The following is a 20,395-nucleotide window of genomic DNA, read 5'->3' as shown; positions in this document are numbered from 1 at the left end:
CCGTCAATGGGGAAAGGGTCCAGTCCTTGCCCCTTGACGCCCGCCGCCACAAACACGACGATGCCCGCAAAATTATCTAGAAGGGTACTGTAATGTCCGTTTTTCTTCGCCGCAGCTGCGGTGCAGTTTTGGCTTATGCCGTTATCACGCAGGGCGCGCTTGCCGATCTTACTTCTCAGGACGTCTGGAATGACTGGAAAGCCTATCTGAACCAGATGGGCTATACCGTCGCGGGCGAAGAAACCGTTTCCGGGAACGTCACAACGATTGCCGATTTGACCGTTTCGATGGACCTGCCGGAAGAAGATGCGACATTCCGTATGGTCGTTCCCGAAGTGACCCTGAGCGAAAACGGTGATGGCACGGTCAACGTCGGCTTCCCCGAAAATTTCCCGATGACGATGTCAGGTGAAGGAGACGGTGAAGAGTTTTCCCTCGAAATCGACTACTCCCAAACCGGTCTGAACCTAGTCGTTTCGGGCGATCCGGACGACATGACATATGACTATTCGGCCGATAGCATTGGCATCAAGCTGGACGGGCTGAATGTCGATGGCGAAGCGGTGCCCGAAGACGCTCTGGCCGTGAATGTGGCTATGACTGACCTGGCCGGTAGCTCGCGAATGAAGATCGGCGAGAACCGCGATATCGACCAGAAGTTCACCGCCAGTGGCCTGACCTATGACCTGGCATTCGACGATCCGGAAAGCGAGGACACGGGCAGGATAGACGGCTCCATGAGCCAGCTGACATTTGAGGGCACCAACGTCATCCCGGCGAATTTCGACTTCTCGAACCCAGAGGCGCTCTATGCCGACGGATTTTCGTTCTCTGGCCTCTTTACCTATGGCTCGGGACAGACCGCGATAGCGGGAACCAGCGAAGGTGAGGCCTTTTCAGTTGGCAGCGAATCCCAGGGCGGTAAGTTCGGTGCCAGCATCGACGCCGAGCGCCTGGCCTATGATGTCGAACAGAACAGCTCGAAAGTTGCGGTGACAACGGCTGAACTGCCCTTCCCCATCGAAATCGCCATGGAAAATGCGGGCTTCAAGTTCGAAATCCCGGTTCAGGAATCCGAGGAAATCCAGCCGTTTGGCTTCGCGATGAACCTGACCGATTTCACCATGTCAGATGTGCTGTGGAGCATGTTCGACCCGGCAGGTGCCTTGCCGCACGACCCGGCAACGATTTCGCTGGACGCCACGGGAACCGCAAAGGTGCTGATGAACTTCTTCGATCCCGCCGTTGCCGAAGACCTGGAGTTCTCGGACGAAGCACCGGGCGAGCTGCACTCTCTGAAGATCAACGAGCTGCTGGTCTCGCTGGTCGGGGCCAAGCTGACGGGTGAAGGTGATTTCACCTTCGACAACTCCAACACCGAAGAGTTTGATGGCATGCCCACACCGACCGGTGTCGCAAAGCTGAAGCTGGTGGGTGCCAACGCGCTGATCGACAAGCTGATCGGGATGGGGCTGGTCTCGGACAGCGATGCGATGGGTGCTCGGATGATGATGGGTCTGATGGCGGTACCGGGCGAAGAGCCTGACACGCTGAACTCGGAAATCGAGTTCACCAGCGACGGCCAGATTCTGGCGAATGGTCAACGCATCAAGTAACCCATCGGGAAGGCGGTCCCACCGCCTTCCCCAACTCTCGTCCGAAATGACGATACACGGCACGGGGCCAACAGTGCCAACCGACAACTCAACAGAATTTGCTCAACCTAAAATAGCCGCAGGCCTTGCGAGACCGGCGGTCCAAGGCTAGGTCCAATGCACACAGACCGGAGGCCTCATGACCCGCACACCTGAAGAAATCAGCCAGAACCTGCTGGACGCGGCCCGCAAAGCGGGGGCCGAAGCGGCCGATGCCATTGTGCTGGATGGCTCTTCGGTTTCGGTTGAAGTACGCGGCGGGGCGCTGGAACATGCGGAACGATCCGAAGGCACCGATTTGGGGCTGCGGGTGTTTCTTGGAAAGCGGCAGGCGATCGTTTCCAGCTCTGACAGTCGTCCTGAAACGCTGAAGGCCATGGCTGAACGCGCGGTTGCAATGGCTGCCGAAGCGCCGGAGGACCCGTTTACCGGTCTTGCCGCACCTGACCAGCTTGCAAAAGATTGGGACATTGAGGCGCTGGAGCAATTCGATCCGGCGCCCGAACCGTCGGCTGAAACACTGTTGTCGGATGCGCTGGCCGCCGAAGCCGCTGCGCTGGCCATTCAGGGCGTATCACAAGTTTCCGACGCCGCAGCCGCGTATGGTACTCATCGCGTGCACTTGGCGGCCACGAATGGCTTTTCCGGAGGATATTCCCGCAGTAGCCGCTCGACCTCCTGCGTCGCCATCTCGGGCGAAGGCACCGGGATGGAACGAGACTATGACGGTGACAGCCGCACTTTCCAAAGCGACCTGCGTAGCCCTGATGAGATTGGTCGCACCGCAGGCGAACGCGCCGTGGCGATAGTCGGGGCGCAAAAGCCCGCGACGGGCACTTTTCCTGTATTGTTCGACGAACGCATTTCATCATCGCTGATCGGCCATCTTCTGGCGGCCAGCAACGGCGCGGCCATTGCCCGTGGCGCATCATGGCTGAAAGACAGCCTGGGTGAGCAGGTTCTGCCTGAGCACCTGTCGCTGATCGAAGATCCGCATCGCCCGCGCATTTCGGGTTCTCGTCCCTTTGACGCTGAAGGTTTACCAACGCGGCGCAGGGCGATTGTTGAAAACGGCACACTGACCGGCTGGACACTGGATTTGTCGAGTGCGCGCAAGCTGGACATGACTTCAACCGGCAACGCGGCGCGCGGCGTGTCCGGGCCGCCGTCGCCCAGCAACTGGAATCTGAGCCTGACCCAGGGCGATCAAAGCAGGGCCGATCTGCTGCGCGATATGGGAACAGGGCTTCTGGTCACCTCGATGATCGGTTCGACGATCAACCCGAACACCGGCGATTACTCGCGCGGCGCGTCGGGATTCTGGGTTGAGAACGGTGAAATCACCCACCCGGTCAACGAATGCACAATTGCGGGTAACCTGCGCGACATGCTGAAACGGATCATCCCTGCAAATGATGCGCGCCCGTATTTGTCCCGCGTGGTCCCCTCGGTGCTGATCGAAGGAATGACACTTGCCGGCAACTGACCTGCAACTGCTGATTGGCGCCGCTTTAGAGGCTGGAAAGATCGCCACACGGTATTCGGGCAGCACGGCGCAACGCTGGGACAAACCCGATGGTGCAGGCCCGGTGACCGAGGCCGATCTGGCCGTCAACGCGATGTTAGAACAACGCCTTCCTGCCGCACGACCGGGCTATGGCTGGCTCAGCGAAGAAACCGAGGATTCGGCGGACAGGTTGACTAAGGATCGCGTGTTCATCATCGACCCGATTGATGGCACCCGCAGCTTTGCCGAAGGGTCAAAAACATGGGCGCATTCTCTGGCGATCGCCGAGCGGGGCGAGGTGACGGCGGCGGTGATTTACCTGCCATTGCGAAACCTGCTTTACGCGGCGGCCAAGGGTCAGGGCGCGACGCTCAACAACGAACAGATCAGAGTGACCGAACGCGGTGATCTGGAAGGTGCCGCAGTATTGGCCGCGAAACCGAATTTGCAACCCCGCCACTGGCGTCAGGGACAGGTCCCGGACTTCAAACGGAATTACCGGCCGTCGCTGGCCTATCGCATGGCCCTCGTCGCGCAGGGCCGGTTTGACGGGATGATGACGCTCAGACCCAGTTGGGAATGGGACATCGCGGCAGGCGATCTGATTATCCGCGAGGCGCGTGGCGTGTGTTCAGACCGGCAGCGCAAGCCCCTGCGGTTCAACAATGCCCACCCGCGCCTGAACGGGGTAATCGCTGCGGGTTCAGGCGTTTATGGTCTACTGTCGGAACAACTTGAACCGGAAAGCCCTGGAATCGCACCATGAGCAAGCCACGCTCATTAAGCCTTGCCGCCTATCGCGTGCTGTCCTGGGGTATGCAGAATGCCGCAAACCAGCGCGATGTTCCGCGACCCGATGGCGAGGTTCTGTGGCTTCACATTAACGCACGCGAGCGTCACCGCGCCATTATCGATTTCTGCCAAAGGCTGCAGCAGGCGCGACCCAATCTGTCTGTGGTTCTGACTGTTCCTCCCGACGCCGATCTGACGCGGTGGGCAAGTTGCGGCTATCCTCTCGTTAATCTTCCGTCCGAGCAAACCGGGGCTGCCCGCGCCTTTCTGGATCACTGGCGGCCCGACGTTGGAATCTGGGTTGGCGGTGGACTGATGCCGAACGTGATCACGCGCGCCGAAGAACGCGGCATCCCCCTGATCCTGATCGAGGCTCAGGCCGAAGTGAAAGTCGCGCGAGGTGGGCGTTGGCTGCCGGATATCACCCGGTATACGATTGACTGTTTCCGAACGATCTTGTGCACCTCGCCTGAAACCGCCCGGCAAATCCGCCGGCTTGGTATCTCTTCGACCAAGGTCAAAGAAGCACCACCTCTTCATGTCAGTCCGAACCCGCGACCCTGGCCCGAAGACGAACTGATCGAAGTGAACCATGCGCTGTCAGGCCGCCCCGTCTGGCTGGCGTCATGGGTGCAGGACAAAGAGTTTATCTCGGTCCTAAGCGCTCACCGGCAAGCCATGCGGATGTTGCCCCGGCTGGCGCTGGTGCTGCACGTTGCGGACATCACCGAAGCCGGACCGCTGCACCGGCGGCTCGAAGCCATGGACCTGCGCTGTACCAATTGGGACGAAACCGGTGTGGTCGAGGATATGACCCAGGTGATCCTGTCCGCCGTGCCCGAGGATCTGGGTCTGTGGCAACGGGTCTCGCCGGTCACGTTCATGGGCAGTTCTCTGGAGCGCGGCGCAGGGGGACAGGACCCGCTTATCGCAACGGCACTTGGGTCCGCCGTTATCCACGGCCCGTTTGTGCACAGCCACCAGCAGTTATACGATCAGTTAGATCGCGCGGGCGCAGCACGCACAGTCAGAACCGCGACCGAGCTTGGCGACGCAGTGGTCGAGCTTTTGGCACCAGATCAGGCCGCCAATATGGCGCTGGCCGGATGGCAAATCGTAACTGAGGGTGCGCCGCAAGCGGACAATCTGATCGACATGGTGCAGGATTATCTGGATCAGCGGAGTGCAGACGATGCGAGCACCTGATTTCTGGAATACATCACCGGATCAATTGGACCTGCGTGCCCGGATGCTGGCACCTTTGGGACATCTCTATGCCTGGGCAACGGCCCGCCGGGTCACGTCAGAGCCGGGATTGAATCCCGGCGTACCGGTCATCTGCGTCGGCAACCTCAATGCAGGAGGTACCGGGAAAACTCCGACTGTAATCTGGATGATCGAACAACTGCGCGACGCGTGGCATGAAACCCATGTCGTGACACGTGGCCACGGCGGTTCACTGGAAGGGCCGGTACGTGTAGACCCCGGCAAACATACGGCTGCGCAGGTCGGGGACGAGCCGCTGCTGCTGGCGGCGTTTTCAGATGTCTGGGTCGCCAAGGACCGCGCTGCGGGCGCGAAGGCAGCGGCCGATGCCGGAGCTTCGGTGGTTGTGCTGGATGACGGTTTTCAGAACCCTTCGGTTGCCAAGGATTTCTCGGTCATCGTTGTAGATGCGGCCCGCGGGTTCGGGAATGGCCTGTGCCTGCCAGCCGGACCGTTGCGGGAACCGGTCGATGTGGGGCTTCAGCGCGCCGATCTGGTTCTATCTCTGGGCGATGACAATGCTCAGGCCGAATTCGCTGAACGCTGGGGACAGAGCCTGACCGTACCTCACGCAACCGGTGCCGTTGAGCCGCTGCAAACCGGCATGGACTGGAGCGATACGTCCGTTCTGGCCTTTGCGGGCATTGGCCATCCCAAGAAGTTCTTCGACACTCTGCGCCAGCAAGGTGCCACGTTGCTGCGGGCCGAGGCACTGGACGATCACCAGCCCCTAACACCTGCGCTGATGACACGGCTGGAAAATGAGGCGCGGCTATTGGGTGCACAGATGGTGACGACGGAAAAAGACGCCGTGCGTCTGCCCGCCGCGTTTCGCAGCAAGGTCATCACCCTGCCAGTTCGCCTGAAAATAGATGAGGCCGACAAGGTCCGGAACATGCTGCTGCAGATCGCCCCATCGCCCTGAAAAGCGACCGGCCCTTATCGAGCCGGTCGCGAAAGCACTTAGCTGCCCAGTTCGTCTTCGATCAGTTTCTTGAAGTCACCGTAGGACTGGTTGTCGACCTTCTTGCCATTCACAACGAAGGACGGGGTCGCCTGAACGCCGTCACGCTCAGCGTTTTCCTGATACCACGCCACCAGCGTCTGCGCGCGGGTTCCGTCCTGCAGGCAGGCTTCAAGCTGATCATTGTCGATACCGGCCAGACGGCCGATCTTGCGCAGCTCGTCGACGATTTCTGCCGGACCACCGGCCTTGGTCCATTCGGACTGACCTTCATAGATCAGGTCCGAAATGCCAAAGAATTTTTCGGGCCCGCCGCAACGCGCAACCATCGAAGCCCACAGGCCATAGCGGTCAAAGTAAACCTCGCGGTAGATGAACTTCACCTTGCCGGTGTCGATGAAGTCTTTCTTCAGCTCTTTGAACGCGCCGGTGTGGAAATTCGCACAGTGCGGGCAGGTATAAGAAGCATATTCGATGATCTCGACGGGCGCGTCTTCGGCCCCCAGAGTCATTTCGACGATAGTCGAGGTATCCAGATCGGCCTCTTGCGCCTCGGCGCTGCTGATCAGCGGATAGGCGGGATTGGAATTCGACAGCGACAGCCAATAGCCGCCAGCGGCCACGGCGACGGCCGCACAAATTCCGGTTGCAATACGGCTCATTTCTCAGCCCTTTCTCAGCGTTTTTGCTTGGATAAAACGTTACGGCCCAGACGTTCAAGGGCCGCGCGCAGATCGCCGTCATGGACGTCTCGCGCGGTTCGGTCCGCCTCGGCTGCGATTTCTGGTTCGATCTTGGGTTTCGCCGATTTCGGTTTGTGGTCGAAACTGGCCTGCCCCTCGGCAAATCCGGTCGGAGCGGTCTGGGTGATACGCACGCGACTTATCGCATTATAGCCATAGACCGCATTCACCTTGCCGCGCAGCTGTTCCTTTTGCATTTCAAGCATAGGTGCCTGAGGGCCAGTTGTCAGCACGGTCAGCGTCGCGCCGATTCCACCTTTGCCATAGCCTACGTTCACAGGCCGCGCGATGGCGGCCATATCCTGCCCCACGATCTCGGCCCAATGAGTCAGCAGGCGCGACACGGCGAATCCCCGGCTTTCCCCGGCGCGCCGAATCTGGTCGTTCAGCAAAGTCGCGGTGCGTTTGAACCCGCGGGTCGAAGAACGTCTGCGCTGCATCTGGTTTCCAACTCCTGCGCCGCTATTGTAAAGGCCATACAAACGGGCGCCAGCGAAACCCGACAAGGAGATAGATAAAACTTGCGTGACTCTGGTGAATTTGACGTGAGCAGTGCGTTGCTGGGTTGGTATGACTGCCACGCCCGCGAGATGCCGTGGCGCGTTGGCCCCTCTGATCGTGCTAACGGCGTTTTGCCCGACCCCTATCGTGTCTGGCTGTCCGAGGTGATGCTGCAACAGACCACCGTTGCCGCTGTGCGAGACTATTTCGTGCGATTCACAACCCGCTGGCCAACGGTTGAAGCACTGGCGTCTGCCCCGGACGATCAGGTCATGGGCGAATGGGCCGGTCTGGGCTATTACGCCCGCGCCCGAAATCTGCTAAAATGCGCGCGCGTCGTGACCGAAGAACATGGTGGAAGGTTCCCGAATTCCCATGATGCCCTGCTGAAACTGCCGGGCATTGGCCCTTATACGGCGGCCGCGATCTCGGCCATCGCTTTTGATCGCCCTGAAACCGTGCTGGACGGTAATGTCGAACGGGTCATGGCCCGCCTTTACGACATCCACGATCCTTTGCCGGGGTCGAAACCGCAACTCAAGGACCGAGCCGCCACTCTGACGCCGGAAATACGTCCAGGTGATTACGCACAAGCGGTGATGGATCTGGGCGCCACGATCTGCACCCCCAAATCCCCGGCCTGCGGTATCTGCCCTGTACGGGATCCCTGCGCATCGCGGGTGGCCGGAACGCAGGCCGATCTGCCGCGCAAGACGCCTAAAAAGCCAAAACCTACCCGATTTGGGCATGTGTATATCGCACGGCGCATTGATGGAGCTTTGCTGCTGGAACGCCGCCCGGATAAAGGGTTGCTGGGCGGCATGTTGGGCTGGCCGGGGTCAGAATGGTCCGAGACACCCGCTGAATTCCCCCCGTTTCCGGCGGACTGGCAGATGCTGCCGGGCGAGGTTCGCCACACCTTTACTCATTTCCACCTGATCCTGCGAATCTGGAGCGCTCCGCTGCCGAGCGAATCCGACCGTGACGACCTGATCGTCATGGATAAACACGCATTCCGCCCAAGTGATCTGCCGACTGTCATGCGCAAGGCCTACGACCTCTGGCGCTCGACGTAACCCATTGTGCGCCATAGCGCCGTGGGTCTAGTCTGCGCGCAGTTGATCGGAGCCAAATGATGATCGCATCGGACAATCTCTCTCGTTGGCAATCGGCGTCGCCGTTCTGGGTGTCTTTCCTGCTGATCCCCGTGATCTGGTCCACCGCATTTGCCGGGGGTTGGTGGGTGTTGTTGGTGCCCATGTCGACCTGGTGGGCCTTTGCCGCGCTGGATCGACTGACCGGTCTGAATCTGGAAAACGCTGACCCGGACACATCGGATGACACGCTGAGATGGTACATCCTGCTGACCAAGGCCTGGGTCCCCGTTCAATTCCTGACTTTGTACGGACTGATTTGGTACGCAACCCACACGGACCATCTGTCAACGCTGTCCAAGGTCGGCCTGTTCTTTGGAATGGGTGTGATTTCCGGCACGATCGGGATCAACTACAGCCATGAACTGATGCACCAGCAGGGCCGGCTCGAGCGATGGTTGGGTGATATCCTGCTGGCGATGGTGCTGTATTCCCATTTTCGGTCCGAACATCTGCTGGTTCATCACCGCTATGTCGGCACTCCACGTGATCCTGTCACCGCGCGCTACAACGAGGGTTTCCACCGGTTCTATCCTCGTGTCATGTGGCAATGCCTAGTGTCTGCCTTTCGGGCGGAACAGGACAAGCTGGCGCGCAAGCAGCGTCCTTGGACCGACCGGGGAAACCCATTCTGGCGCTATTGGGGGCTGCAGGCCGGTATGCTCGCGCTGGCGTTCTTTATCGGAGGGTGGTCGGGTGTCGCCCTGTTCCTGATTCAGGCAGGCGTCGCCATCTGGCAGCTGGAACTGGTAAACTACGTCGAGCATTACGGCCTGACCCGCAAGCATCTCGGCAATGGCAAATATGAACACGTCCAGCCGCGCCATTCGTGGAATGCCTCGCAGAAAGCATCGAACTGGCTGTTGATAAACCTGCAACGGCATTCCGACCACCATTACAAGCCCAACCGGCGTTTTCCATTGCTACAGCACCACTCAGAGGACACGGCCCCGCAACTGCCCTACGGCTACCCTGTGATGACCGTCGCGGCGATGATCCCACCGCTGTGGCGCTGCGTCATGAACCCCCGCGTCCGGGCATGGCGGCGTCAATACTATCCCGAAGTCACAGATTGGAAGCCCTACAACAAATCGCTAAACCCGCTGCCGAGGTCCTGACCGCAGCGCGCGTCAGCGCGCTGCCCGGCCCAACGGGATGGGTCGCATCTTTAATGCGACACAGACCGGCGGGAGAGTTCCGCTCTACTTCACCCAGACATCCATCGTGTCTTCGACACCCCGAACAACCTGATTTTCGTGTTTGGCAAAGCCTGCCGTCAACTCCGTGACGTTATTGCCTTCCTGCATCACCTGCGTGCGAACCGCATTGCTCAACACCACGCGCGCGCCAAGCTCGCGTGTCATGGCCTCCAGCTTGGCCGATACATTCACCGCATCGCCGATGACCGCGAATTCCAGCCGGTTCGCTCCAATATCTCCTAACACCACGGGTCCATAATGAACGCCGATCCCAACCTGTATCTCGGGCTCACCAGCGCGACGCCGCTCCAGATTCCAACGGTCGATCACGTCAACCATGTCACGCGCGCAGGCCACCGCGTTGCTCGCATCCAATGGCGTCGGCACCGGGGTCCCAAACGTGGCCATCAGCCCATCGCCAAGGTATTTGTCCAGCGTTCCGTGATGTCGGAACACCTCGGACTCCATGCGCGCGTGAAATCCGCGCAGCACCTCGATGACCTCATATGGGTCACGACCAGCGGCGAACTTCGTAAAACCAACGATGTCGATAAACAGAACTGCTATGTTTTCCTTGCGCACCTGTTTGAGCGGTTCATCGTTCTGGCTCAGCTCATCGACAACATTGGGCGAGAAATACCGCGACAGGTTTGCACGCTCCCTCTCCAGCCCCGCATTCGTCATCAATAGCCGGTTAAGCCGCCGCATTGAGATGGCAAGCGTGACGGCAACCATCATGAAAACGATAACCTGCTGAACACGCAGCTCGGGCATAAAGCTGTTGGGGTCCAGCCATTCGGCAACATCCGGATACCCGACCAGCGCCTCGGACACGCGTTCGCTGATGCCGGGTATCGGCGTCGCCACCCACCACGCAATCACCCAACCCGCCGTCCACATCATCAAGGTCCACGACCCGATAGCTACCACTGTGCGCCAGGAATAGGCCAGTGTTCCTGCTGCCAAAATGATGAAGAAATACTGGAAGTTGTCGAACCTGTACTGCATCGCCAATGGCCTGACATCATCGCTGAACGGGTTTGGCACGATCATCCCCAGCGTCATGATCAGCAGATCAACGAAGATCAGCAATAGCTCGACCCTTGACTGACCCACTCTGCCCGCGCGCCGGATCAGCCAGCCATTGGCGCAGATGAGCAGCAGGATGAAGTGATACCACAGCACTTCCCAATGTGGATTAAGGAAAACCAGCAGAATGCCGGTCAGGCCCATTGCGATCCAACGGGCGCGGACGGCCAGCTCCAGCCCTTCGCGCTTGTGCCGTTCCAGTGCGGCCTCGGTGTATTTGTTGTCCAGATCGTACACATCCGGCCTGGTTATCGAGAACCGTTCAAGACGGGATTCGCTGGCTGTGGTATCCGACATGGCCGAGGCTCCTTCCGTGCGCAGCAGGCCAGGAATCTCATATCGGAACCAGACGGGGAATAAAACAAAAGACCCCGCCGAAAACGGCGGGGCAAGGCTTAGTGCCTTGTGTCAGGCCACAGGCACCGGCGGTGTTCGTAAAATCAGTTCATCTCTGCCCGGATTTGCTGACGCAGCACGTCGATCGGGACTGTCTTGCCGTCGCGCTTAAAGCACCAGTATGTCCAGCCATTGCAGGACGGTGCGTTTTCCAGATGCGCGCCAACCTGATGGATCGAGCCTTTGACGTTGTCGCCCACCAGAGTTCCGTCTGCACGAACCTTCGCTTTGTGGCGCTGGTTCATGGAATAGAGCTCTTCACCCGGGCGCAGCATGCCGCGCTCAACCAGCTGACCAAAGGGCACGCGTGGTTCGGCGCGTTTGCTGGCGCTGACTTCCAGCGCTTCACGGTCAAACTTACGAACCTTGGAAATACGCTTTTCAGCCACCTTGCGATAGCTTTCCTCGCGCTCAATCCCGATGAATTCGCGACCCAGCATCTTGGCAACGGCACCGGTTGTGCCTGTGCCAAAGAACGGGTCAAGGATCACGTCACCCGGATTGGTCGAACCAATCAAAACGCGGTGCAGCAGCGATTCCGGCTTTTGCGTCGGGTGCGCCTTGTCGCCGTTTTCATCCTTAAGGCGTTCGTGCCCAGTGCAGATCGGCAGAACCCAATCGCTTCGCATCTGCACGCCTTCGTTCAGCGCCTTCAGAGCTTCATAGTTGAACGTGTACTTGGCACCCTCACGCTTGGAGGCCCAGATCATCGTCTCATGCGCGTTGGTGAACCGCTTGCCACGGAAATTCGGCATCGGGTTCGATTTGCGCCAGACGACATCGTTCAGAATCCAGTACCCGGCATCCTGCAAGGCCGAACCAACGCGGAAAATGTTGTGGTAAGACCCAATCACCCAGATCGCGCCATTCGGCTTGAGCAGACGATGCGCCGCCTTCAGCCATTCGCGGGTGAACTGGTCATAGACACCAAAGCTCGAGAACTGATCCCAGTGATCATCGACCGCGTCGACCTGGCTGTTGTCCGGGCGGTGCAACTGGCCTTTGAGCTGCAGATTATATGGCGGATCCGCGAAAATCAGGTCAACCGACGCCTCGGGTAGACTGTTCATCACATCGATGCAGTCGCCAGATAGAATCGTGTTTAAAGGGAGCGCTTTTGCGCCCTTTTTAGTGGTTGTTGTCATTCTACTGCCTCAAGTATCCACGGCGCTTTTGCGCTCATTTGGTTGAGACAAGGATGAGTCAAAGTCGAATCGCCGTCAATTTCTTTTTTGAATCAGCGGCTTACGATTTACTCTTGATACAAGATATTGTGTACCGGTTTGAACGAACGCCTATGATGTGGGGTCACGCCGAGATTTTGCAGCGCTTCTCTGTGTTGTTTTGACGGATAGCCTGCGTTTGTCTCCCATCCATAGCCGGGATGCTGTTGCGCCAAATCCACCATCAGTTGATCGCGCCAGTTTTTGGCGATGATCGAAGCCGCCGCGATCGACACGGAATACGCATCGCCTTTGACAACCGCCTGCGCAGGGATCGTCAGACCCCGCGGGATCATATTTCCATCGATCAGCAGATAGTCCGGCGGTGGATCCAGAGCCGCAACCGCACGTTCCATCGCCAGATGCGAGGCACGCAAGATGTTGTGTTCGTCAATCTCGGCAACCGAAGCCTCGGCTATGGCGAACTCGGCCCGGTCGCGCACAGCAGCGTCCATTGCAATACGCCGTTTGGTCGTCAGCTTCTTTGAATCATTCAGCCCCTCGGGGATGTCCTCGGGGTTCAGAATCACCGCCGCCGCGACCACCGGCCCGGCCAAAGGCCCACGGCCGACCTCGTCCACACCGGCAATCCGCAGGTATCCTTGCGCCACTGCCGCTTGTTCAATTGAATAATCCGGGTTTGTCATACCCACCGAAAACCGCGTTTTACGTCCCATAGCAAGACAAAAATGAGAGGGCGGCTTGCGCCACCCTCTCCTGCACGGCGCTTCTGTGGCGCCGCTCCTGCTCGAAAGTGATTACTTGTAAACGACGCGGTATCCTTGCTGGCGCAGGCATGCGGGTTCGTATGCCCGCTTCACCTTTTTGCCATTCCAGAAACCGACCTGGCACTCTTGCGGCAGGCTATTGGCATGTTTGTAGTGCTTCTTGAGGCAACTCGGCGCGAGAAGCGGGTGATTGTTTGAATAGGCGTTGTAAGTGCGCAGGCATTGCTGCGGCAGATCATAGCGCGCAACGTGTCGCGGCAGGGGGCGCACCGGATAGCTGGGCTGGGCCACGTAGGGCTGCGGCGTATAGGTCTGATGCCGCGTCGTCCGTTGCTTGCGCTTTTCCTGATTATAGTAATGAACCCCGGCACCAATGATCGCGATGGCGGCAAGCCCCCCAAGGATATCCTTGGCGTCCGCCGCCCGCGCCTGCGAGACCGAGACGCCGGTGATGGTGATTGCGGTGGCTACGATTAATGCGATGAACTTCCGGTGCATGGTGCGTGTCCTTACTGATGTTTCGGGGCGATCCGGGTCAGACCGCAAACTTGATGTCCCGAAACTGGGTCCACCCCCCTCAGACAAGCAATAACGGGCGGTTGTTATCGGATATCACGCCCCGCAAACCCCTTAGGTTATTGAATGTCGGGCCAAGCCATGCGCAGGATGCGGCCTATGAAACCGATCCTCTCTTCTCTGGCCGTTGCGGCCCTGATATCGCTTGGCACCGCCGCGTCGGCCGAGTGCTATGCGGATTACAAGGCCAAGCAGGACAACCCCCTGCGGCTGCACTACGGCGTGATGCAGGTTTCGGCCTGTGACAAAGGCCAGGCCCAGCAAGAGGTCTCGCAACGCCTCAGCGCGTCGGGCTGGACCTTGTTGAACGTGATGTCCGTCTTTGGGCCGGAAGGATTGGATAAAAGGAAGGCCAATGCCGGACAATTCTATCTCCGTTACTGAGGCCAGACGGTCAGGGACAAGACTGGTTGGCGCGGGTATTGCGGCGATCGTCCTGATTCTTGTCACGGCCGCCGTTTTCCTGTTCTGGACCCTGCCGGACGCCAACGCGTTTAACGCGCGTGTGGAACGGCTGTTTATCGAAAGCGACCTGACCTCACAGACGGAAATCCGGCTGCTGGAGATCTTGGCCCAATCCGGCACTGCCTTCGCCGATACGCTGTCCAGTTACCGCATGGTTATTTTTGTACTGCTGGTGTTTGCCAGCGCCATGCTTGTAACCGCGCTGGTATTTCTGGTGATGCTGGTTCTGCTGAACCGTCGGATGGCCCAGATCGAACGCACCGGTATTCAGGTGACGTCCCTGCTGATCAGCCGCGAAGAAAACACCGTTTATCTGAACAACATGGATTTCAAACTGACCCCAGCGGCGATGGAGACCCTCTCGGTTCTGGCGGAATCCCGGCTGGATGATGAAGTTCTGTCTGGCGCTCAGATCGAAGGGGTGATTTCCGGCAAAGACGCTGCCGATTGTGACGAGGCCGCCGGGGCCACGCGGATCAAACGGCTGCGCGATGCATTGGGTAATCAGATGGTCAGCGAGTTGCTGGTCAAGAACATCGCCAAAAAGGGCTATATGCTGTCCATCGAAAAAGATGTGATCCAGATGGTTTGAGCCAGTCCCGCTGCACAGCTATCGCTCGGTAAAAATGCCGCGAACCCCCTTGGAAAACCGCCAGTCAGAGCCCATCCTATAGTGACCTGTGCCAGGGAGGTTGATGATGAACGTCCACGCCACACCAAGAACAAAAGGCTATGGAATCTCGGTCGAGCGGCTGAACGGTCGGATCGCGATTTACCGGGATGAGACCCTTTTGGCCGAAAGCCATAACGCTAAAGTCATGTATGAAACGCGTCTGCCGCCGGCGATCTATATCCCGCGCGAAGACGTGTGCATTGATCTTGGTGAAGAAACCGAGCTGCAGACATTCTGCCCCTTCAAAGGCACCGCGACCTACCACGATGTCGTCCTAAACGGGCAACGGATGGCCAATTCGGTTTGGGCCTACGAGGACGCACTGCCCGAAAGCGCCGCCATTCAGGGGCATATCGGGTTCATGCCCAACACCTATACCAACATCGATCTGGGTGAGAACCGCCTGCGCGAACCCGATGACGGCAATATCAGTGGGCCGCTTATTGACTGGCTGATGCGCGGCGCGTCGACAAATGATACTCCTGAAACCTTCACCAAAGCTCTGGCCGAGAAAATGCTGGAGCACGGCATCGCCATTCAGCGCCTGAGCATTCTGGCCTGGTCTCTGCATCCGCTGATCGCTGGCAAGCATTACATCTGGGAAAAGGGCGAGGCTGAAATCTCGACCAATGTACCGACCTATGAAATCCACGATCACCCGGCCTATATCAACAGCCCCCTGCGCCATGTATCGAACGGGCTGGGTGGTGTGCGCCAGCGGTTGAACGCGGACAATCCCCATAACAGCTTTCCGATCATGGAAGATCTGAGGGCCAAGGGCGCAACCGATTATGTCGCCATGCCGCTACGGTTTTCGGATGGCCGAACCAACGTTCTGACCCTGACCTGCGATCATCCGGACGGTTTCACGACAGAAAACCTTGGACTGGTGTTCGAATGCTCTTTGGTGATTGCACGGTTCTATGAGGTCTTCATGCAGCGTGAAAACGCCCAGGTTCTGCTTGAAACCTATGTCGGAAAACGCTCGGGCGCGCGCGTACTTGGGGGTGAGATTCGGCGTGGTGACGGAGATGAAATTGATGCCGCCATCATGTTCTGCGATCTGCGCAATTCCACAAGCCTGGAAGAGCAGTTGGGTCGCACGGCCTACATCAACCTTCTTAATGACTTTTTCGAAACCGTGTCTGGCATTGTGCATGAAAACGGCGGCGAGGTCCTGAAGTTCATCGGCGATGCTGTCCTTGCCGTGTTTCCGGCGGGCGAAGATTCAATAGCAGCACGGGGCAACGCCCAGCGCAGCGCCATTGAAATCGTCGAAAAGTTGGGAGAGTTGCGCCAATCAGGGTCCGACCGACATTGCGATTGCTCAATTGGCGTTGCCTATGGGCGCGTGACCTACGGCAACGTCGGGTCTCGTGAGCGGCTGGACTTTACCGTGATCGGACAAGCCGCGAATATCGCTGCACGTCTGGGTGAATACGGAAAAACAAAAAACCACAGGATCGTCGTATCTGCCGATATTCTGCCCGCCTGCGCCGATGCCCTGCCGCTGGGCGACGTCAAGCTTCATAATGTGTCACAACCTGTCGAGTCTTATGCCCTCAGAACGTCGGCAGATGCCGTGTTGAACGATTGAGGCCCGCGCTTGTCGCGGACATTTCAACGGGCCGGTGTTTGGAACCAGATGGCGTTTTTATCACGAATGCAAAGCGCAACACCTCATGCGCCGAGCAAGATCAGCGCGGTCTGCGCCGGTGAAATCACACTTTCGAGCTGGGCGATCTGACTGCGGGCCAGGAACTGATCCGTAAATTGCGCGACTGCGCCCTTATCGTTGAATTGGGCCAGATCGTCGGACCCGGTCAGCCCTGACAACCTGTCCTTGAACACCTCCAGCTGTTTGTCGATGTCTAACTGGCCAAAACTGGACGGCAGGCCAAGTGCTGTTTCCATCATACGCCGCAACGGCGGTAGGCTCATCAGGTCAAACCACTTGGTGTCGTTGCTGACCTGCTTTTGGGCGAGGTCTCCCAGCGCATGCTGTGCATACAAAGCGATACGCATCGTTTCATCCGACTCGCCCACCGCGATTTCAAACCGCGACACAACATTGTCGCGGGCAATTTCTTCCATGTTGGTGATCAGCGCGGTTTTTCGCACTTCGCCCGGGCCCAGCCCAAACGCCTCGGAAAACTGTCGATAGCGTTTGTCGGACAGGCGGTTGGAGAGCGCATCCTCGGCCTTGGTGCCGTCAGACAGGATTTTCTGAATGAAATAGCGGTTGTCCAGATCCCCCTCCAACCCAAAGGCACCCAGCGCAACTTGCAGAAGCCTGCGGTCTGACACCAGATCTTCTGCGGTATGAACTTTTTTGATGTTCTCCAGAAAGTACTCGCGGTCCCTTTTGTTGACGGAAGACGCGGAAAAACTGTCAATCTGCGCATCGTATGTGCGCTGCAGGAATCGCCAGCCGACAATCCCGCCCGAGGGTATGACCGGTTGGAACGTCATTACTGATAGGCCATCAGACGTTCTTCGCGCGGCAGCAGCGCGCGCAGGGCCTTGAGGCACTTGTAGTATTGCTCATCCAGCAACGCCTGGGTCGCTTCAGCCAAAACCCGACGGCTATCGGCATCGGTAAAGACCTGGCTGAGCTCTTCGACGCGCCGCAACAACTGCTGGCGTGCCCGTTCAGGCTCCATATCGCCGGACAGCACCAGCTGAGCGGCATAGCAAACGCGCCGAACCGGTGTATTCACTTCGTCCGGATGGATGGCATCCCGCAAGCGCAAGACATTTGCTTCGGGCGTCATGATCGAAAATCGGCTGCGTCGGTCCCCGTTTTCCACGACCACGCCGTTGATCAGGACCCGCTCCTTCGGCGCTAGTTTCAAAACCAATCCCGCCATCAAGTGGCCCCCAATTGCCGCAGGCCGCGCAGAACCGCCATGTTGATTTCCAGCAATGGTTCCACCGACGCTTTTTGGCCCAAAATCTGGCTGCTGTGCTGTTCGGTAAACTCTGCCAGATAGAATATCCGTGCGCGCAAATCATTGGGCAGCGCATTGTCGGAATCCGTCACGCCACTGGCCAGCACGGTCCAAAGGCGGCGGTTTTCGTGCAAAGCCTGCACAAACGCACCAAAGTCGGTTTTTTGACGGGCCGCGGCGGCCTTGAGCTTACGCGTGATTTTTGAAATTGCTTCGAATTCGGTATCGCGCGGTGTCCGCGCTGGGGCGGCGGTCTGTGCGTATGCACGTTGTGCAAGGGCTTGCGGTGTCACGTGAAATCCTTCCAGTAATCCGCCACTTGGCGGTCAGTATCGGGGCGCGCCGCCGCGCCCCGATTATGTTCCTGATCTTAGTTGAACAGAGACAGGATCGACTGCGGCGCCTGGTTGGCGATCGACAGCGATTGTGTGGCCAGCTGCTGTTGAACCTGAAGGGCCTGCAGACGCGCCGAGGTTTCCTCCATGTCCGCATCTACCAACGAACCGATACCGGATTTGAACGAGTCCGCCAGATTCGAGATGAACTCTTTCTGTGTCTCGATCCGACCCTGCGAAGAACCGAATGCGGCCGACGCGTCGATCGAAGTGTCGATCAGCGTTTCAATCGTGGCCAGTGCCGCAGTCGCACCTGGGCCAGTAGACACATCAATACCGGTCAACGCGCCGAGACCACCCGAACCCGCGTTCACATATTGGGCCGAGAACGAGACATCTCGGCCGGTGGCGTTGGCGACTGACAAGGTGCCGGCGGTGCCCGAGTCATAGTCGACGGTCAGACCATTGATACCCAGCTCTTCGATCTTCGCTTTCAGGCCCACAGCGACGATATCACCGGTGGTGGCAGCCGCCGCATCCGTCGCGGAAACCGTATAGGAAACCACCTGATCGTCGATCGCCACGACCACCTTGTCGCCAGCTGCGAACGCACCGCTGGATTCATCCGTCACCAGAGCTGTCGCCGAAGTTGCACCGTTGTCAATTGTTGCACCAACACGGTCATTGCCAGTTGAGGAACCAGTCGATCCGTCAAAGACCTGTGCCGCCGTGTAACCTCCGGTCGAAAGGTTCTGGCCCGCGACGCTGATGGACGACGCGGTCACGTTGCCTGAATTGTCCCGGTCAAGAGAGGCGAGGATCGAAGCAGACCCGGAAGAACCGTCCACCAGATTAAGACCGTTGAATTGGGCGGCCTTAACCACCGAATTGATCTGATCCTTCAAGGCCGTGACATCGTCATTGATCTTGTCGCGGTCAACGTTGTCTTCCTGCGCGGCAACGATCTTGCTTTTCATCTGGGTCAGCAGATCGGTGACGGTTTCGGACGCGTTACGCGCAACCGCAACCGTGGATTCACCCAGGGCCAGACTGTCCTTGATCGCGTTAAAGCCTTTGACATCCGATTCCATGACCTTGGAAATCGCCCAAACGGCCGAGTTGTCTTTCGCGGTCGCAACGTCCTTACCCGTCGAGATCGCGTTCCGCGTCGCCCCAAGATCCTTGTTGACCGACTTGAGTGTTTGCAGCGCCACCATGGCGCCATTGTTTGTCAGAATGCTGGACATTAGCTTTCTTCCTTTTCCGTTCGGGCTCTTTGCGCCCATGCTCATCCCGCCACTGGTGCGGGCTTTGACGTCTTTCTGATCAGTGCGATCCGCCGTCGGGCTGTTCGCGCCACCTGCTGTTTCCAGGTGCCCGAACACCTTTGACGTCGATCCCCTAACGGAGTGCTAAAGCGCGCAGTTCAGAAACCTCGGATTTGAATCAAACCGCTGTCTATGCCCGTTTTTCCAGCTTGGCTTGGTGGCGGACAGCGAATCCGCTGCGCTGCCCATCGGCGCCATAGGTGCTGAACTCCTGCCGCACACGACGCAACTCGGCCATGCGGTTTGCCACGGCGCGAATCCCATCTGCGGCGCTATTCAGCAGTGCCTGGTTCCGCTCGACCTTTTGCTGCAGGCGAATCAGCTCGTCACTGTCAAAGACTTCAAGGTCGTTGATCGCGCCGATCAGTTTTTCCTTTTCCGGCGCTGTGTGATGCAGACGATCCAAATCGCCCTGCACCAGCGCGTTACGCTCAAGGTCCAGAACTTCTTCAAGTGACTTCACCAAATCGGTTTCAGGGGTTTTCGGCATTGGTTTTCTCCATCATGGATTGGAAAATGATCTCGGACAGGCCGACACCGCCGGATTTGGCCAGCGCACGGGCCTGATGTTGCACCAGGAACGAAGCAAACTGATCTTCGCCCGCACCCCCGCCAAAGGACTGGCGCGCTTTGCCCAGCCCGGCTGATTTCAGCATCTCACCCAGAAAAGCCGCCTCCAACTCAATGGCTGCGGTGCGCAATTTCTGTGAGTGCACAGGCGTTTGAGACGATGGAAGAGGCGCGGAAACCTTCATTGCTTTCTCCGAAAATTGCATCGAACTTTTTCGATCAAAGGCGAAAGCAGTTAAAATAAACGTAACTTCCTGCGGTCAGATTTGCGGTCACACAA

General features: G+C 58.4%; 22 protein-coding genes. 10 read left to right on the top strand and 12 right to left on the bottom strand.

The features are described 5' to 3' along the window. The first annotated feature begins 92 nt into the window (after nt 1-92). The 5 genes from MHN28_RS13300 to lpxK all read left to right on the top strand — a co-directional run bounded on the left by MHN28_RS13300 (nt 93) and on the right by lpxK (nt 6,145). Nucleotides 93-1,616, top strand: a complete 1,524-nt coding sequence (locus tag MHN28_RS13300; protein WP_239340729.1) for a DUF2125 domain-containing protein — start codon at nt 93-95, stop codon at nt 1,614-1,616. Between the two features lie 178 nt (nt 1,617-1,794). After that, the gene (locus tag MHN28_RS13295; protein ID WP_239340716.1) at nt 1,795-3,141 is read left to right on the top strand and encodes a TldD/PmbA family protein; all 1,347 of its coding nucleotides are present in this window, start codon (nt 1,795-1,797) and stop codon (nt 3,139-3,141) included. Next, entirely contained in the window at nt 3,128-3,928 is an 801-nt protein-coding gene (locus MHN28_RS13290) for a 3'(2'),5'-bisphosphate nucleotidase CysQ (protein ID WP_239340714.1), read from the top strand. The genes MHN28_RS13295 and MHN28_RS13290 overlap by 14 nt, the downstream gene beginning before the upstream one ends. After that, nucleotides 3,925-5,160: a 3-deoxy-D-manno-octulosonic acid transferase gene (locus MHN28_RS13285; RefSeq protein ID WP_239340712.1), complete on the top strand. Its 1,236-nt coding sequence runs from the start codon at nt 3,925-3,927 to the stop codon at nt 5,158-5,160. The genes MHN28_RS13290 and MHN28_RS13285 overlap by 4 nt, the downstream gene beginning before the upstream one ends. Continuing rightward, nucleotides 5,147-6,145 carry a tetraacyldisaccharide 4'-kinase gene (lpxK, locus tag MHN28_RS13280; protein ID WP_239340710.1) on the top strand — a complete coding sequence of 333 codons (999 nt, stop codon included), beginning with the start codon at nt 5,147-5,149 and terminating at the stop codon, nt 6,143-6,145. Before MHN28_RS13285 ends, lpxK begins: the two co-directional genes overlap by 14 nt. A 38-nt stretch (nt 6,146-6,183) precedes the next feature. On the opposite strand, the gene MHN28_RS13275 is transcribed toward lpxK, so the two are convergent. Together MHN28_RS13275 and MHN28_RS13270 are read right to left on the bottom strand one after the other, a co-directional pair. Beyond that, complete coding sequence (locus tag MHN28_RS13275) at nt 6,184-6,846, bottom strand: DsbA family protein (RefSeq protein ID WP_239340708.1); 663 nt, start codon at nt 6,844-6,846, stop codon at nt 6,184-6,186. A gap of 14 nt (nt 6,847-6,860) precedes the next feature. Further along, the gene (locus MHN28_RS13270) at nt 6,861-7,367 is read right to left on the bottom strand and encodes a DUF721 domain-containing protein (protein ID WP_239340706.1); all 507 of its coding nucleotides are present in this window, start codon (nt 7,365-7,367) and stop codon (nt 6,861-6,863) included. Nucleotides 7,368-7,448: 81 nt separating this feature from the next. On the opposite strand from MHN28_RS13270, the gene mutY reads away from it, so the two are divergent. Both mutY and MHN28_RS13260 read left to right on the top strand, forming a co-directional pair. Then, complete coding sequence (mutY, locus tag MHN28_RS13265; RefSeq protein WP_239340689.1) at nt 7,449-8,504, top strand: A/G-specific adenine glycosylase; 1,056 nt, start codon at nt 7,449-7,451, stop codon at nt 8,502-8,504. A gap of 59 nt (nt 8,505-8,563) precedes the next feature. After that, nucleotides 8,564-9,700, top strand: coding sequence for an alkane 1-monooxygenase (locus tag MHN28_RS13260; RefSeq protein WP_239340687.1), 1,137 nt, complete (start codon nt 8,564-8,566; stop codon nt 9,698-9,700). Nucleotides 9,701-9,784: 84 nt separating this feature from the next. Here MHN28_RS13260 and MHN28_RS13255 read toward each other — a convergent pair whose 3' ends face one another. The 4 genes from MHN28_RS13255 to MHN28_RS13240 form a co-directional block, all read right to left on the bottom strand. Continuing rightward, nucleotides 9,785-11,167, bottom strand: a complete 1,383-nt coding sequence (locus tag MHN28_RS13255; RefSeq protein WP_239340672.1) for an adenylate/guanylate cyclase domain-containing protein — start codon at nt 11,165-11,167, stop codon at nt 9,785-9,787. 143 nt (nt 11,168-11,310) lie between these two features. Continuing rightward, complete coding sequence (locus tag MHN28_RS13250; RefSeq protein WP_239340661.1) at nt 11,311-12,411, bottom strand: site-specific DNA-methyltransferase; 1,101 nt, start codon at nt 12,409-12,411, stop codon at nt 11,311-11,313. Between the two features lie 107 nt (nt 12,412-12,518). Beyond that, a complete protein-coding gene (locus tag MHN28_RS13245; RefSeq protein WP_239340658.1) occupies nt 12,519-13,136 on the bottom strand; it encodes a ribonuclease HII in 618 nt (205 codons plus the stop codon). A 111-nt stretch (nt 13,137-13,247) separates the two neighbouring features. After that, the gene (locus MHN28_RS13240; RefSeq protein WP_239340655.1) at nt 13,248-13,715 is read right to left on the bottom strand and encodes a hypothetical protein; all 468 of its coding nucleotides are present in this window, start codon (nt 13,713-13,715) and stop codon (nt 13,248-13,250) included. A gap of 177 nt (nt 13,716-13,892) precedes the next feature. Between MHN28_RS13240 and MHN28_RS13235 the strand changes: the two genes are divergently transcribed. The 3 genes from MHN28_RS13235 (at nt 13,893) to MHN28_RS13225 (ending at nt 16,528) form a co-directional block, all read left to right on the top strand. Beyond that, nucleotides 13,893-14,177, top strand: coding sequence for a hypothetical protein (locus MHN28_RS13235; protein WP_170417271.1), 285 nt, complete (start codon nt 13,893-13,895; stop codon nt 14,175-14,177). Continuing rightward, complete coding sequence (locus MHN28_RS13230; protein ID WP_239340654.1) at nt 14,149-14,850, top strand: helix-turn-helix domain-containing protein; 702 nt, start codon at nt 14,149-14,151, stop codon at nt 14,848-14,850. Before MHN28_RS13235 ends, MHN28_RS13230 begins: the two co-directional genes overlap by 29 nt. A gap of 106 nt (nt 14,851-14,956) precedes the next feature. Further along, nucleotides 14,957-16,528: a DUF427 domain-containing protein gene (locus MHN28_RS13225; protein ID WP_239340653.1), complete on the top strand. Its 1,572-nt coding sequence runs from the start codon at nt 14,957-14,959 to the stop codon at nt 16,526-16,528. An 83-nt stretch (nt 16,529-16,611) separates the two neighbouring features. Here MHN28_RS13225 and MHN28_RS13220 read toward each other — a convergent pair whose 3' ends face one another. The 6 genes from MHN28_RS13220 to MHN28_RS13195 all read right to left on the bottom strand — a co-directional run bounded on the left by MHN28_RS13220 (nt 16,612) and on the right by MHN28_RS13195 (nt 20,300). After that, nucleotides 16,612-17,403: a DUF1217 domain-containing protein gene (locus MHN28_RS13220; RefSeq protein ID WP_239340652.1), complete on the bottom strand. Its 792-nt coding sequence runs from the start codon at nt 17,401-17,403 to the stop codon at nt 16,612-16,614. Then, the gene (gene flbT, locus MHN28_RS13215) at nt 17,403-17,801 is read right to left on the bottom strand and encodes a flagellar biosynthesis repressor FlbT (protein WP_239340640.1); all 399 of its coding nucleotides are present in this window, start codon (nt 17,799-17,801) and stop codon (nt 17,403-17,405) included. Before flbT ends, MHN28_RS13220 begins: the two co-directional genes overlap by 1 nt. Beyond that, complete coding sequence (flaF, locus tag MHN28_RS13210) at nt 17,801-18,175, bottom strand: flagellar biosynthesis regulator FlaF (protein WP_239340637.1); 375 nt, start codon at nt 18,173-18,175, stop codon at nt 17,801-17,803. Before flaF ends, flbT begins: the two co-directional genes overlap by 1 nt. Nucleotides 18,176-18,252: 77 nt before the next feature. After that, nucleotides 18,253-19,464 carry a flagellin gene (locus tag MHN28_RS13205; RefSeq protein WP_239340631.1) on the bottom strand — a complete coding sequence of 404 codons (1,212 nt, stop codon included), beginning with the start codon at nt 19,462-19,464 and terminating at the stop codon, nt 18,253-18,255. Nucleotides 19,465-19,675: 211 nt separating this feature from the next. Continuing rightward, a complete protein-coding gene (locus MHN28_RS13200; RefSeq protein WP_239340619.1) occupies nt 19,676-20,035 on the bottom strand; it encodes a flagellar protein FlgN in 360 nt (119 codons plus the stop codon). Continuing rightward, the gene (locus tag MHN28_RS13195; protein ID WP_239340616.1) at nt 20,019-20,300 is read right to left on the bottom strand and encodes a rod-binding protein; all 282 of its coding nucleotides are present in this window, start codon (nt 20,298-20,300) and stop codon (nt 20,019-20,021) included. The genes MHN28_RS13200 and MHN28_RS13195 overlap by 17 nt, the downstream gene beginning before the upstream one ends. Between the last annotated feature and the right edge of the window lie 95 nt (nt 20,301-20,395).

The sequence above is a fragment of the Ruegeria sp. Ofav3-42 genome (assembly GCF_022347725.1).
In the GTDB taxonomy this organism is placed as follows: domain Bacteria; phylum Pseudomonadota; class Alphaproteobacteria; order Rhodobacterales; family Rhodobacteraceae; genus Ruegeria.
The sequence above is the reverse complement of the archived record's forward strand: the minus strand, read 5'-3'. Positions and strand labels throughout refer to the sequence as shown.